Source organism: Pseudomonas trivialis (genome assembly GCF_001439805.1).
Taxonomy (GTDB): Bacteria; Pseudomonadota; Gammaproteobacteria; order Pseudomonadales; family Pseudomonadaceae; genus Aquipseudomonas; species Aquipseudomonas trivialis.
The window spans coordinates 108,754-123,430 of record NZ_JYLK01000019.1; the positions used below are offsets into that span (position 1 = coordinate 108,754).

At 58.6% G+C, this 14,677-nt stretch carries 13 protein-coding genes and 1 pseudogene; 6 read left to right on the plus strand and 8 right to left on the minus strand.

Annotation, left to right across the window (positions count from 1 at the left end; genetic code table 11):
* The first annotated feature begins 86 nt into the window (after positions 1-86).
* Positions 87-1,457: an aspartate aminotransferase family protein gene (locus TU79_RS22350; protein WP_057010044.1), complete on the plus strand. Its 1,371-nt coding sequence runs from the start codon at positions 87-89 to the stop codon at positions 1,455-1,457.
* A 56-nt stretch (positions 1,458-1,513) separates the two neighbouring features.
* On the opposite strand, the gene TU79_RS22355 is transcribed toward TU79_RS22350, so the two are convergent.
* Genes TU79_RS22355 through TU79_RS22380 form a run of 6 tightly spaced genes read right to left on the minus strand, consistent with a single transcriptional unit; the run spans position 1,514 to position 7,571 of the window.
* A complete protein-coding gene (locus TU79_RS22355; RefSeq protein ID WP_057010028.1) occupies positions 1,514-2,446 on the minus strand; it encodes an electron transfer flavoprotein subunit alpha/FixB family protein in 933 nt (310 codons plus the stop codon).
* Positions 2,447-2,448: 2 nt separating this feature from the next.
* Positions 2,449-3,213 (minus strand): electron transfer flavoprotein subunit beta/FixA family protein, encoded by a 765-nt coding sequence (locus TU79_RS22360; RefSeq protein WP_057010029.1) that lies wholly within the window; start codon positions 3,211-3,213, stop codon positions 2,449-2,451.
* Positions 3,214-3,256: 43 nt separating this feature from the next.
* Positions 3,257-4,084, minus strand: a complete 828-nt coding sequence (locus TU79_RS22365; RefSeq protein WP_231986921.1) for an ABC transporter permease — start codon at positions 4,082-4,084, stop codon at positions 3,257-3,259.
* 5 nt (positions 4,085-4,089) lie between these two features.
* Entirely contained in the window at positions 4,090-5,352 is a 1,263-nt protein-coding gene (locus tag TU79_RS22370; protein WP_057010031.1) for an ABC transporter permease, read from the minus strand.
* A gap of 60 nt (positions 5,353-5,412) precedes the next feature.
* Positions 5,413-6,441 (minus strand): ABC transporter substrate-binding protein, encoded by a 1,029-nt coding sequence (locus TU79_RS22375; RefSeq protein WP_057010032.1) that lies wholly within the window; start codon positions 6,439-6,441, stop codon positions 5,413-5,415.
* Between the two features lie 38 nt (positions 6,442-6,479).
* On the minus strand, positions 6,480-7,571 hold the full coding sequence (locus TU79_RS22380; protein WP_057010033.1) for an ABC transporter ATP-binding protein: 1,092 nt from the start codon (positions 7,569-7,571) through the stop codon (positions 6,480-6,482).
* A 308-nt stretch (positions 7,572-7,879) separates the two neighbouring features.
* On the opposite strand from TU79_RS22380, the gene TU79_RS22385 reads away from it, so the two are divergent.
* From TU79_RS22385 to TU79_RS27125, 5 genes and pseudogenes are all read left to right on the plus strand, one after another.
* A complete protein-coding gene (locus TU79_RS22385; protein WP_139136789.1) occupies positions 7,880-8,617 on the plus strand; it encodes an SDR family NAD(P)-dependent oxidoreductase in 738 nt (245 codons plus the stop codon).
* A gap of 42 nt (positions 8,618-8,659) precedes the next feature.
* On the plus strand, positions 8,660-10,111 hold the full coding sequence (gene gabD, locus TU79_RS22390; RefSeq protein ID WP_057010035.1) for an NADP-dependent succinate-semialdehyde dehydrogenase: 1,452 nt from the start codon (positions 8,660-8,662) through the stop codon (positions 10,109-10,111).
* A gap of 20 nt (positions 10,112-10,131) precedes the next feature.
* Positions 10,132-11,262 carry an NAD(P)/FAD-dependent oxidoreductase gene (locus TU79_RS22395; protein ID WP_057010036.1) on the plus strand — a complete coding sequence of 377 codons (1,131 nt, stop codon included), beginning with the start codon at positions 10,132-10,134 and terminating at the stop codon, positions 11,260-11,262.
* A gap of 162 nt (positions 11,263-11,424) precedes the next feature.
* Positions 11,425-12,342 (plus strand): annotated as a pseudogene (locus TU79_RS27120) (HAMP domain-containing protein); the annotation flags it as partial.
* 57 nt (positions 12,343-12,399) lie between these two features.
* Positions 12,400-13,200: a methyl-accepting chemotaxis protein gene (locus tag TU79_RS27125; protein WP_414860460.1), complete on the plus strand. Its 801-nt coding sequence runs from the start codon at positions 12,400-12,402 to the stop codon at positions 13,198-13,200.
* Positions 13,201-13,392: 192 nt separating this feature from the next.
* Here the strand turns inward: TU79_RS27125 and TU79_RS22405 are convergent, their stop codons facing one another.
* Positions 13,393-13,824 carry an SRPBCC family protein gene (locus TU79_RS22405; RefSeq protein WP_057010038.1) on the minus strand — a complete coding sequence of 144 codons (432 nt, stop codon included), beginning with the start codon at positions 13,822-13,824 and terminating at the stop codon, positions 13,393-13,395.
* A 340-nt stretch (positions 13,825-14,164) separates the two neighbouring features.
* On the minus strand, positions 14,165-14,677 hold a 513-nt coding region (locus tag TU79_RS22410), incomplete at its 5' end, for a transposase (protein ID WP_211263084.1).

Sequence of the window (14,677 nt, forward strand, 5' to 3'; positions counted from 1 at the left end):
GTTTTTTTGGGAAAAAACCAGCTACACAACATGATGCATCATGCATTATGATTTACCTGGCAGTCCCACTCAATAGCGAGATCATCATGAGCACACCACGTTCCTCCCTGGCCGATAAAGACATGCGTCACCAACTGCACCCATACACCAACGCCCGTGCTCACGAGGAACAGGGGCCTTTGGTGATCGAACGAGGGGACGGGGTGTACGTGATCGACGAAAACGGCAAACATTACATCGAAGCCATGGCCGGCCTGTGGAGCGCGGCACTGGGTTTCAGCAATAAGCGGCTGGTGGCCGCGGCTGAAAAGCAAATGTCGATCCTGCCCTTCTATCACCTGTTTGGTCACAAGGCACACGCGCCCAGCATCGAGCTGGCGGAGAAGCTGATCAACATGGCGCCGGTGCCCATGAGCAAGGTGTTCTTCACCAACTCGGGGTCCGAAGCCAACGACACCGTGATCAAGCTGGTCTGGTACCTCAACAATGCACAGGGCAAACCTGCGCGCAAAAAATTCATCAGCCGCATCGGCGGCTATCATGGCATTACGCTTGCCGCCGCCAGCCTCACCGGCCTGCCGGCCAACCAGCGCGGTTTCGACGCACCGTTGCCGGGCTTTCTGCACACCGGCTGCCCGCACCACTACCGCCATGCACTGCCCCACGAGAGCGAGGAGCAATTTGCCGATCGCCTGGCCGCCGAACTCGACGCATTGATCGTGAAGGAAGGCGCGGACACCATCGCGGCCTTCGTCGGCGAACCCTTGATGGGTGCCGGTGGCGTGATCGTGCCGCCACGTACCTACTGGGAAAAAATCCAGCGCGTCTGCCGCAAGCACGACATCCTGATCGTTGCGGATGAGGTGATTTGTGGTTTTGGGCGTACAGGCAAGATGTTCGGCAGCCAGACCTTTGGCATCGAACCGGACATTTTGATCCTGTCTAAGCAATTGTCGTCGTCCTACCAGCCTATTTCCGCCATCCTGCTCAATGACCGCGTGTACCAGGGCATTGCTGACCAGACCAAATCTTTCGGCGCGCTGGGCCATGGCTTTACCGGCGGCGGCCACCCGGTGGCGGCAGCGGTAGCTCTGGAAAACCTGAAAATCATCGACGAAGAAAACCTGGTGGCGCACGCCGCCAGCATGGGCGAGCTGCTTCGCAGTCAGTTGCAGACCTTCAGTGACCACCCTCTGGTAGGGGAAGTGCGTGGAGCCGGCCTGATCGCGGCGGTCGAACTGGTCGCGGATCGCGCCACCAAAGCCCCTCTGGACGCGCCAGGCAACCTGGGTCGCTACCTCGCGGGGCGTGCCCAGGCGCATGGTATGATCACCCGTAACATGGGCGATGCCATCGCTTTCTGCCCGCCGCTGATCATCAATGAAGCGGAAGTCCGGGCCATTGTCGACCGATTCGGCATGGCATTGGACGACACCAGCAAGTGGGTCAATGGCTAAATGAGCCACATAAAAAAGGCCTGGTGCGAACCAGGCCTTTTTTGTTTTAGCTGGCCTCAGTTCAACTCGCTCAGCAACGCCGGCACCGCCTCGAATAAGTCCGCCACCAGGCCATAATCCGCCACCTGGAAGATCGGAGCTTCTTCGTCCTTGTTGATCGCGACGATCACCTTGGAGTCTTTCATACCGGCCAAATGCTGGATCGCGCCGGAGATACCGACGGCGATGTACAGCTGTGGCGCGACGATCTTGCCGGTCTGACCGACCTGCATGTCGTTGGGCACGAAACCCGCATCGACGGCCGCGCGCGAAGCGCCGACCGCGGCGCCCAACTTGTCGGCCAGGGCGTACAGTTGCTTGAAGTTGTCGCCGTTCTGCATGCCACGCCCGCCGGAAACGACGATCTTGGCAGCGGTCAGCTCGGGGCGATCCGACTTGGCCTGCTCTTCGCTAACAAAGCTGGAAGTGCCCGCATTGTGGGCGGCAGAGACGGCTTCAACCGCGGCCGAACCACCCTCGGCGGCGACCGGGTCGAAACCGGTGGCGCGCACGGTGATGACCTTGATCGCGGCGCTCGATTGCACGGTGGCAATGGCGTTACCGGCGTAGATCGGGCGCGTGAAGGTGTCGGCGCTTTCCACCGAGATGATCTCGGATATCTGGTCGACGTCCAGCTGCGCGGCCACGCGAGGCAGGATGTTTTTACCGTTGGAGGTCGCGGCCGCCAGGATGTGGCTGTAGCCCTTGCCCAGCTCTGCCAACAGCGGTGCAACGTTTTCCGGCAACTGATGCGCGTAGGCAGCGTTGTCGGCGTGCAGCACTTTGCTTACGCCAGCTATTTTTGCAGCAGCCTCAGCCACCGGGCCTGCGCCCTCGCCGGCTACCAACAGGTGAATATCGCCCCCGATTTTAACGGCAGCGGCCACGGTGTTCAGGGTGGCCGGGGCCAGCACTTTATTGTCGTGTTCAGCGATTACCAAGATAGTCATGATCAGATTACCTTCGCTTCATTCTTCAGTTTCTCGACCAGTTCAGCCACCGACTTGACCTTGATGCCTGCGCTGCGTGCAGCCGGTGCTTCGACCTTGATGGTCTTGTTGGTGGAGGCGGTGGAAACGCCCAAAGCGTCCGGAGTCAGCACTTCGAGCGGCTTCTTCTTGGCTTTCATGATGTTTGGCAGCGACGCATAGCGCGGCTCGTTCAAACGCAGGTCGGTGGTGACGATGGCCGGCAGTTTCAGCGAAACCGTCTGTGCGCCGCCGTCGATTTCGCGGGTCACGGCAACGCTGTCGCCGCTCACTTCAACTTTCGACGCGAAGGTGCCCTGGCCGTAACCGGTCAGCGCCGCCAGCATCTGGCCGGTCTGGTTGTTGTCGCTGTCGATGGCCTGTTTGCCGAGGATCACCAGTTGCGGCTGTTCATTGTCGACAACCGCCTTGAGCAGCTTGGCCACGGCCAGTGAGGTCAGCTCTTCAGCGGACTCGACCAGAATGGCGCGGTCGGCGCCCAATCCCAGGGCGGTACGCAGTTGCTCCTGGGCAGTGGTCGGTCCGATGGACACCACGACGATTTCGGTCGCCACGCGCCCTTCTTTTATAGAGCGTTCTTTCAGGCGTACGGCTTCTTCCACGGCGATTTCGCAAAACGGGTTCATCGACATCTTGACGTTAGCGAGGTCGACGCCGGAATTGTCCGCCTTGACGCGAACCTTGACGTTATAGTCGATCACTCGCTTTATAGAGACCAGGATCTTCATCAATTACCTCAGTGATCACAACACAGGGGGGCGGAATAACGGATCAGGCAGGACTCGCGCCACGCAGCTTTTCATTGCGTCGGCGCAACCACTCCATCAACAGTAAAAGCACGGCGGAAGCAGCGATCATCAGGGTGGCCGCGGCAGCGATAGTCGGGTTGAGGTTCTCGCGAATGCCGCCAAACATCTGCATCGGCAAGGTGCGTTGCGCGGGGCTGGCCAGAAACAGGGTCACCACCACCTCGTCGAAGGACGTGGCAAACGCAAACAAGGCACCGCTGATTACACCGGGCGCAATCAAAGGCAGCATTACTTTGCGAAACGCGAACCAGGGGGTCGCCCCGAGACTGGCCGCTGCGCGGGAAAAGTTGCGGTCATAGCCCTGCAAGGTCGCCGTCACGGTGATCACCACAAAAGGCACGCCCAACGCGGCATGCGCCAGTACCAGGCCGAGGTAGCTGTTAAGCAGGTTCAACTGGGCGAAAAAGAAATACAGCGACACGGCAATGATCACAAGGGGCGCGATCATTGGCGAAATCAGCACCGCCATCACCAGCCCCTTGCCGCGGAATTCGCCGCGCGCCAGCCCCACTGCTGCCAGAGTTCCCAGCGCGGTCGCCAGCAACGTGGCGGCGGGTGCGATGATCAAGCTGTTGCGCAGTGCCCGCATCCATTCCTGGGAACCGAGAAACTCTTGATACCAGCGCAATGAAAAACCGCTCAACGGGTAGCTGAGAAACGACCCTTCATTGAACGACAGCGGCACGATCACCAGGATCGGCACCACCAGGAAGATCAGCATGCTGACGCTGAACACGCTGAAGATCGGCGCCCATAGGCGCTCGATCAGTGTGGAATGATGATTCATCAGACACCTCATGCACGCTGGGCGGGGTTGGCTGGACGGGTGACGCGCGAATACACCCAATACAGCAGCAGGACGATGATCAGCAACTGGCTGCCCAGCGCAGCGGCCATGCCCCAGTTGATGGTGGTGTTGGTGTAGAACGCGACGAAATAGCTGAGCATCTGATCACCCGGCCCGCCCAGCAGCGCGGGAGTGATGTAGTACCCGATCGCCATGATGAACACCAACAGCGCGCCAGCAGTGACGCCGGCAAATGTCTGCGGTACGTACGCCGACCAGAACGCCCGGAACGGATGTGCGCCGAGTGACACCGCCGCACGCACATAGTTGGGTGAAATGCCCTTCATGACCGCATACAGCGGCAGGATGACAAACGGCAGCAATATGTGGGTCATGGAGATGTAAACCCCGACCCGGTTGAATACCAGTTGCAGCGGCTGATCGATCAGCCCCAGTGCGATCATCGAGTGGTTGATCAGCCCGCCGTTCTGCAGCAGCACAATCCAGCCCGCGGTGCGTACCAGCAGTGAGGTCCAGAACGGCAACAACACCATGATCAGCCATAGGTTCGCGCGGCTGCTCGGTTGCCTGGCCAGCCAGTAAGCCACCGGGTAGCCGAACAGCACGCACAGCAGTGTGACCACCAAGGCCATCCACAACGTGCGCATCAGTACCGACAGGTACAGCGCCTGCCCCTTGGGCAGCTCGACGATATCGCCGCTCTGGGCATCGACCTGATGATCGAAGGCGGCCAGCACGTAATAAGCTGTCAGCGTGCGCCCCGCGCGTTGAATGCTGCGCCAGGTGCTCGGCTCCGCCCACAGCGTCGACTGTGCGATCAGCGCTCGACCGGTGGACTCGACGCCGTCATCCGGCAACTTGCGCAACGCCATTGTGAGCAGCGTTCGATAGCGCCCATCTTCATAACCCAGGCGTTTGATAAGAGATGGAATCTGCCCCTCGTCCTTGGCGGTTTTCAGGTCCTTGACCAGCGCCACGAAGACTTTCTCATCCGGGCGGCTCTCGCCGTCCCAGTCTTGCAACGCCAGCAGCGTGGTTGGTAATGCCCTGGCAACTTCAGGGTTATCGAAGCTCTTCCACAGTATGTTGCCGATCGGGAATACGAAGCTGATCAATAGAAAGATCAACAGCGGCGCGATCAACAGCATGGATCGCCTACGGTAAGAGCCTTCGGCACGCAGCAAGCGCTGCTTGAGCGAAGCACCCTTCTCGGTTGAATGATCGATAGCCGTCAGGCTGACTTCTGACATGCTGGTCTCCAGAGATAAGACGGAACCGGCTTCACGCACGTGAAGCCGGTGAGTGACAGGTTACTGCGCTGCCCAAGCGTTGAAGCGTTGCTCCAGTTCTTCACCGTGTTCGATCCAGAAATCGGTATCCACGCCGCGCGCACCTTTCAGGTTGGCGGGCGCGGTGGGCAGATCACCGCGCACCTTGGGGTCGATCTGCGCGATCGCCAAGGTGTTGGTCGGGCCGTAGGGGATGGTTTCGGCGAACACTTTCTGGTTTTCGGGGCGGTTGGCGAACGCGATGTACTTCTCGGCCAGCGCCTTGTTCTTCGAACCTTTGACGATTGCCCAGCTGTCCATGTCATAAAGGCTGCCGTTCCAGATGATCGAGAACGGGTGCCCTTCTTTCTGAGCTGCCGTGACGCGCCCGTTATAGGCCGAGGTCATGACCACATCACCGGACACCAGCCATTGCATGGGCTGAGCGCCGGCCTCCCACCACTGGATGTTCGCCTTGAGTTCATCGAGCTTCTTGAAGGCACGGTCTACGCCTTCGGGCGTGGCCAGCACGGTGTAGAGCTGACCTTGTGGAACGCCGTCAGCGAGCAAGGCGATTTCCAGGGTGAACTTGGCACTTTTACGCAGCGCACGTTTGCCTGGATAAGTTTTCACATCCCAGAAGTCCGCCCACCCGGCAGGTGCCTTGGCGAGTTTTGTCGAATCGTAGGCCAGCACGGTCGACCAGATAAAAATGCCTGCGCCGCATTCGCTGGCGGCTGAGTCGATCATCTGTTTCCTGTCACCCAGCTTTGACCAGTCCAGAGGCTCGAACAGCCCTTCACTGCAACCACGCACCAGTTCCGGGCTTTCCACCTCGACCACATCCCAGCCGACCTGGCCGGTCTCGACCATGGCCTTGATCTTGGCCATTTCGCCGTTGAACTCGCCCGCTTCAATATCGACGTTGTTCGCTTTGGAGAAGGGTTGGTAAAACGCTTTTTCCTGGGCCTGCTTATTCAGCCCGCCGAACGACACGACCGTCAGTTGCTGGGCTTGCACCTGGCTTGCCGCCCCGGCCATCAACGCCAATACCGCAATTTTCTTGAACATGGCAACGCTCCTTAGCAGTGTTTTGAACAACGCTTTTTTTAGTGGTGAACCAAGGGATCGAGCGCACTGGCGTCGTGACTGAACCAACTGACCGGTACTGTATGGCCGGCCAGCCAGTCGTCATGCATGTCCGCGATCGGCACTTTTGCGGTGAACGCCTCATGCCCGGCGACGTTGAGCCGCACCCGAACGTGATCGCCCAGGTAGATCAATTCTTCGATACGTCCCGACAGGCTGTTGGCGCAAGGCGCATTCAATGCAATGCGTTCCGGGCGAATGGACAAGGAAGTGGGCTCGCCGGCACTTAACGCGGTGGTCGCGCGGGCACCCACCTCGGAACCGTCCGCCAGGCGCACGCGGCATTCAGCGCCGGAAACCGAAACCACGGTGCCCGGCAGTGCATTGTTTTCACCGATGAAATGCGCGACGAACGAGTTGCAGGGGTGTTCATACAGCGCCCTGGGCGTGTCGATCTGCTGGATCACCCCGTCGTTGAACACCGCGACGCGGTCCGACAGGGTTAGCGCTTCCGCCTGGTCGTGGGTGACGAACACGACGGTCAACCCCAACTGGCGATGCAGGCGGCGGATTTCGAGTTGCATCTGCTCACGCAGCTGTTTATCCAGCGCGCCCAACGGCTCATCCATCAGCACCAGGCTGGGCTCGAACACCAATGCACGTGCCAGCGCGATGCGTTGCTGTTGCCCACCGGAGAGTTGCGCGGGGTAGCGTTGCGCGAGATGGCCGAGCTGCACCATGTCCAACGCCCGCTTGACCTTCAATTCGATATCGACGGCGCTCATCCGCCGCACTTTCAGCGGAAAGGCCAGGTTCCCCGCAACCGTCATGTGAGGGAACAGTGCGTAGTTTTGAAACACCATGCCGATGCCGCGCTGATGCGGCGCAACCGTATGTAACGGCTTGCCGTCGAGCAGGATTTCACCCTGGGTCGGTGTTTCAAAGCCTGCCAGCATCATCAAGGTGGTGGTTTTTCCGGAGCCCGAAGGCCCGAGCAAGGTCAGGAACTCACCGCGCTGGATATCGAGGTCAAGCTTCTTGACCACCAACTGTTCGCCGTCATAGCTCTTCTGCACACCTTGAAAGCGTACATAAGGGGGGACACTGCTCATGGCTGCACCTGCGTCTTATTGTTTTGGAAAAATTGCGTCAGATCACTTGTAGCCATTTTAAGCACACCTCCAATTATGATGCATCATGTTTTATACTTCACGATAAAAGCATAATATGTGCCAGATTCGGCGGAGCTGTTGGCCAAGAGGAAAAATCAGCATAGACACGGATGTGCGGCACTCATGCAGTGCGCTGAAGACTGTCGCGCACTGCATAAGCGCGATCACCGAGGTAAAAAGGAGCTGTTGACAGTACCAAGAGAGTTCAACATGATGCATCAAACATCACTTAACCGAGACGATCGAGGATCACCATGAAGAAAACCCTCCTGCTGACAGGTGCGAGCAGAGGCATCGGGCATGCAACGGTTAAATATTTCAATGCGGCCGGCTGGCGCGTGTTCACGGCCTCGCGCCAGAGCTGGGCGGCCGAGTGCCCCTGGGCCGATGGCCAGGAGAACCATATCCACCTGGATCTCGAAGACATCGGCAGTATTGAAGCGAGCATCGCCCTGATCAAAGAAAAGCTCGGCGACGGCAAGCTGCACGCACTCGTCGATAACGCCGGCATGAGCCCCAAGGGTCCCGAAGGCGGGCGCCTCGGCGTGCTGGAAACCGATTACGCAACCTGGTTGCAAGTGTTCAACGTCAACCTGTTCTCCACTGCCCTGCTTGCCAGAGGCCTGTTCGCGGAATTGAAGGCGGCCCAGGGCACCATCATCAATGTGACCTCCATTGCCGGCTCCAGGGTTCACCCGTTTGCCGGGGTCGCGTATGCCACGTCAAAAGCCGCCCTGTCCGCATTGACCCGCGAAATGGCCTACGACTACGGCCGCCATGGCATCCGCGTAAACGCTATCGCGCCAGGGGAAATCGACACCTCAATCCTTTCCCCCGGCACCCAGGACATCGTCGAGCGCGATATTCCGATGCGGCGGCTCGGCAAGCCCGAAGAAGTCGCTTCCCTGATTCATTTTCTGTGCACCTCGGGCGCCTCCTACATCAATGGCTCCGAGATCCAGGTCAATGGTGGTCAGCACGTCTGATCGGTTCCCCCTCTTTTCGTGATGCGTTCAACCGGAGTTTTTATGAAATTGCGTGATGACAGTCTGTTCCGCCAACAAGCCTATATAGCCGGGGTCTGGAGCGACGCCGACAACGAACAACGCCTGGCCGTGAATAATCCGGCGACGGGCGAAACCCTCGGCCATGTGCCGAAAATGGGCGCCGCCGAAACACGCCGCGCCATCGAAGCTGCCGAGCAGGCACTGCCGGCCTGGCGTGCACGCACCGCCAAGGACCGCGCCACCGTGCTGCGTCGATGGTTTGACCTGATCATCGCCAACCAGGACGACCTGGCCTGCCTGATGACACTGGAACAGGGTAAACCCCTGGCCGAAGCCAAAGGCGAAATCGCCTACGCCGCATCGTTCATCGAATGGTTTGCCGAGGAAGGCAAGCGCGTCTATGGCGACATCATTCCAGGCCACCAACCGGACAAACGCCTGCTGGTCATCAAACAGCCTATCGGCGTGACTGCCGCGATTACGCCGTGGAATTTTCCATGCGCCATGATCACGCGCAAGGCAGGCCCGGCGTTGGCCGCCGGCTGCACCATGGTGATCAAGCCGGCGAGCCAGACGCCCTTCTCGGCATTGGCCCTGGCTGAACTGGCCTCCCGCGCCGGCATTCCTGATGGCGTGCTCAGCGTGGTGACCGGTTCTGCGGCGCACATCGGCGCAGAACTGACCAGCAACCCAATTGTGCGCAAACTGTCATTCACCGGATCGACCGAGATTGGTCGTCAGTTGATGGCCGAATGCGCCCAGGACATCAAGAAGGTTTCGCTTGAGCTCGGCGGCAACTCGCCGTTCATCGTGTTTGAAGACGCGGACCTAGATGCGGCCGTCGAAGGCGCCTTGTCGTCCAAATACCGCAACGCCGGGCAAACCTGCGTCTGCGCCAACCGTCTGTATATTCACGACAGCGTCTACGATGCCTTCGCCGAAAAACTACAGGCCGCCGTCGCCAAGCTGCGTCTTGGCAATGGCCTGGACGAAGGCATCACGACCGGCCCGCTGATCGATGAAAAGGCCGTGCAGAAAGTTCAGGAACATATTGCCGATGCCATCCTCAAGGGTGCACGGGTGATTCAGGGAGGCAAGCCCCATACCCTGGGCGGCAACTTCTTCGAACCGACCATCATGGTGGATGTGCCCAAGACCGCCCTGGTCGCACGCGAAGAAACCTTTGGCCCCCTGGCTCCGCTGTTCCGTTTCACCAGCGAAGCGGACGTTGTTGCGCAGGCCAATGACACCGAGTTCGGCCTGGCGGCGTATTTCTTCGCACGCGACCTGTCGCGGGTGTTCCGCGTAGCCGAAGCGCTTGAATACGGGATCATCGGCATCAACACCGGGATTATCTCGACTGAAACCGCGCCTTTCGGCGGTATGAAAGCGTCCGGCCTGGGTCGTGAAGGTTCCAAATACGGCATCGATGATTACCTGGAAATCAAATACATGTGCCTGGGCGGCATCTGAGACTTTGAAGGAGTCGTGACGTGAGTGTGGATATTGATTGCGTAGTCGTAGGCGCTGGCGTGGTAGGGCTTGCCGTGGCACGCGAAATGGCCCGGGCCGGCCATGAAGTGCTGGTGATAGAAGCTGGCGAGGCAATCGGTATTGGCACGAGTTCGCGCAACTCGGAGGTCATTCACGCGGGGATCTATTACCCGCCCGGCAGCCTGAAAGCCAGATTGTGCGTCGAGGGTCGACACGCCCTCTACGCGTACTGCCTCAGCCATGGGGTCGATACGCGCAGAACCGGAAAGTTGATCGTTGCCAACACTGACGCGCAGGTCGCTCAGTTGGAATCTTTGCTCAAGCGCGGGCTTGAAAACGGTGTGGATGATTTACGCCTGCTTGAGCGCAGCCAGGCCACTGCACTGGAGCCCGCGCTTGAATGCATCGCGGCGTTGTATTCGCCGTCCACCGGCATCGTCGACTCCCATGCGCTGATGCTGGCGCTGCAAGGAGATGCCGAAGCGGCCGGCACTAGTGTCGCGTTTCACGCGCCACTAATCGGAGCCAAAGTCATAGCGGACGGTTTTTTGCTGGACATCGGCGGGGAGTCGCCCATGCAGCTCTCCTGTCGCAGGCTGATCAATTCGGCGGGGCTTCATGCGCCGGCACTGGCAAGGTTCATCGAAGGGTTGGAGCCAGACAAGGTGCCACGCGACTATTTGTGCAAGGGCAGTTACTTCAGCGTTTCAAAGCGCGTGCCCTTCACGCACCTGATCTACCCGGCACCGGAATCAGATGGTCTGGGCGTACACATGACGGTCGACCTGGGTGGCCAGGCACGCTTTGGCCCGGACACCGAATGGGTCCACACCGAGGACTACCAGGTCGATCCGGCACGCGCAGACGGTTTCTATTCGGCCATCCGCAGCTACTGGCCCGATTTGCCGGATGACAGCCTGCAACCGGGCTACAGCGGGATTCGTCCAAAAATCTCGCCACCGGGCGAGCCGGCCAGCGATTTTGTGATCAGCAGCCAGCGCGAGCATGGTGTACCGGGACTGATCAATTTGTTCGGTATTGAGTCACCGGGCCTGACGTCGTGCCTGGCCCTTGCGAATCATGTACGAACGCTGATTGAGTCAGAGACGCCGCTCCCATCGCACGACTGAATTTCCCCTGCCATGTCGGCAAGGCCTCGCCCTCCCCCCCATTACAGATGAGCATTGCCGATGAAATTCAGTCATAAGATATTGCTGGCCGCCGTCTCGGTCGTCACACTGGCGTTTGCTGCCTTTTCGACTTACAGCGTGCAGCTTCAAGAACGCTACATCATGAACACTCTGCAGGCGCGCTTGAGCGATAGCGGCCAAAGCACCGCCAACCATGTGCAAAGTTGGTTCGAAGGGCGCTTGCTGATGATTCAGAACCTGAGCCAGAACATCGATCTGGATCCGCGTCCGGAACATATCAAAGCGCTGATCTCGCAAAAGGCCCTGGCGGGTGAGTTTCTGCAGAACTTCATCGGTTTGGCCGACGGTAGCGTGGTCATGGAACCGGTGACCGCCCTGCCCGCCCAATACGACCCACGCACCCGCCCCTGGTACAAAGACACGGCGACGAGTAACACGCTGAACCTGAGCGAGCCCTACGTCAGCCAGTCCACCCAACAACTGGTGCTTTCAATCAATACGCCGTTGAACAGCGATGGCAAACTGATTGGCGTCGCCAGCGGTGACCTTAGCCTGGATGCCTTGACCAAAATGATCGGCGGCCTGGACCTCAGTGGGCTGGGCTATGCCTTTATGGTGAACGCCCAGGGCAAGATCCTGGTCAGCCCAAACCGTGACCATTTGATGAAAACCCTCGCTGAGGTCTATGGCGACCACCCTCCCCAACTGGAGCACCCCTTTAACACCGTCATGCTCGATGGCCGTGAACAGATCATAGGTTTTACCCCGATTCGCGGGCTCTCGGGCGCGCAGTGGTATATCGGCATCTCCATCGATCATGATAAGGCGTATGCGGCCCTGGGCGAGTTGCGCAAGTCTGCCGTGTTGGCAACGCTCATCACCGTCGCCATCATCGTTGGTTTGCTCGGCAGCCTGATGCACGTCCTGATGAGGCCCCTGCGAACCCTGGGCAAAGCGATGCAAACGGTCGCCGAGGGTGAAGGTGACCTGACCTTGCGCCTGTCCGCGCAAAGCCGCGACGAATTTGGTACCGTCGCGCAATCCTTCAATACCTTTGTCGAGCGAATCCATCGCTCGATGCTCGAAGTCGCCTCCACCACTCGGCATCTGAATCAGATGGTCGAACAGGTGCACAGCAGTTCCGTCGTGTCGCTGAGCAGTTGCGACGAACAGAACCAGCGCAGCAACAGCATCGCCACCTCGCTCAATGAGCTGGGCGCCACCGCCCAGGAAATCGCCAGGAATGCCTCCTCCGCCTCCGTGCAGGCGTCGACGGCAAAATCCCAGGCGATGGAAGGCCAGGTCGTCCTGACCAAGACACTTGCAGCGATCAACGAGCTGTCCGAAAAAATACACACTGCTTCCGGCCGGCTCGAAGTCCTGAATGGCAGGACTGTCGACATTGGCAGGATCCTCGAAGTCATCAAAAGCATCTCCCAACAAACCAACCTGCTGGCGTTGAACGCAGCCATCGAAGCCGCCCGTGCGGGAGAAGCCGGCCGCGGCTTCGCCGTCGTCGCCGACGAGGTCCGAAGCCTTGCCCACAGGACACAGTCTTCGGCAGAGGAAATCCAGCAAATGATTGAAGAACTTCAATCGGATTCCCGCTCCTCCGTGACCACCATGGATGAAAGCCAGCAGTACAGCGCGCAGAGTATTTCGATCGCCACGCAAGCCGGTGAACGTTTTGATGCGGTGACCCAGGGCATCACGCTCATAGATGGCGTGAACCAGTCAGTGGCGGCCGCGACCGAGGAGCAGACGTCGGTGATCGAGTTGCTCAACGTTGACATCGTTGAGATCAACACGCTCAACGGCCAATCCGTCGACAGCCTGAATGCCACGCTGGCGGCCTGTGAACAATTGCAGTTGCAGTTCTCCGGCCTGTCTCAGCTCGTTGGTTCTTTTCGGGTGTAAGAGTGGCGTGGAGGAACAGCATCTGGTGGAGCTGGAATCTGAGCAACAGATTACGCCCAATGACATCAAGGCGACGTTCGGATCGGCTGCCACTCAGTTGCGAAATGCGCGCCTGGGTATGCGGCTTTTATGAACCCGGTGCTCAATACAAACATGACTAACTGAGTATGGGTTAAATCAGCTACGCTCGGCTCACACGCTCAGAGTACTTTCTGCCAGGACTACAAGTGCATGTAGGACGTCAGGAAAGTCGGATGACACTTGCGCACAGATATCCTCGGCATCCTCTCCCGTGACATCAATCGAATAGACGATTGAGTGGTTTCCATTCGGGAGCGCAATGATTTCGTGCTTGACGCGAACGGTTACATCGCCAAGCACGGTTTCATCCGTAAACCCAATCGGCGCATTGACCTCGACCAGTTGCGACTTGATAACCTGCTGGTCAGGCAACACCATGGTCATCCATACACCTTGGATGAACGGGCCTTCAAGCACGCATGAATAGACGCCCGCGTTCCAGTCCTTCCATAGCTGAACGTCTTCAAAAAAAGCCCAGACTGTCGCCGCAGATGCGCTGGTTTCGTGACTATATGAAGCACTGGCTTGAATGGGACTGGACATGTCAATTCCATTTTTTTAAGTGAGCTTATCCTAAACACACATATACTAATTATCAACTTCGTATACGCATGAGGAAGCGAGCCAGCCGGCGCTATTTGACCCTTCAGCGACGATGAGAGGTTCTCGCTAATATGTAAGCAAGCTGAGGGCTGGGGTTCTCTGCGAAGGGCAGCTTTCGGCCGATTCTGTTGGAAAAGTCGGATTTTCAAATGGCCTGAACTCAGGCACGACCACCACCGGAGAACCTACTCACCACATTGAGTGGTTTTTCGGCCCTTCGGTAACCTTTGCTGCTCTGTTATTGGGCTAATTTGAGGTTTTTTGCTTGGTGCAGGCGCCCCTATCCCATGACTGGTGGCCCTTGAGATGAAAATTTGGCCAGCCGTCGCAGGTTCTGCACCGCAGCGGCCAGCGTGAATTCATCCGTCGCGCCACTCATGCCACGGAGCCGCAGGCGATCCAATTTCAGGATGCGCTTGAGGTGGGCAAACAACATTTCGACCTTTTTACGTTCGTGACGAGATCGCACATATTCCGGCGTCTTCGCGATTCGCCGAGCCACATCACGAGCCGCTTCATGAACGCTACGGGCGATCTTACGAACCGATGTGTTCGGGCAGCACTTGGCTTTCATCGGACAGGTCGAGCAGTCGGTTTGTCTGGATCGGAAGATGATGGTGTTGGCTTTAGTTAGGTGTGAGCGTTCGTTCTTGAAGGCTCGCCATTCGCTGCGCAATGGGTTGCCGGCCGGGTAGCGGTATTCCTCAGCCGCTTCATTCCAGTGGAAATCATTACTCGAAAAACTGTCGTTCTTGCGCTCGGTTTTGTCCCACACCGGCACATGCGGCTCGAT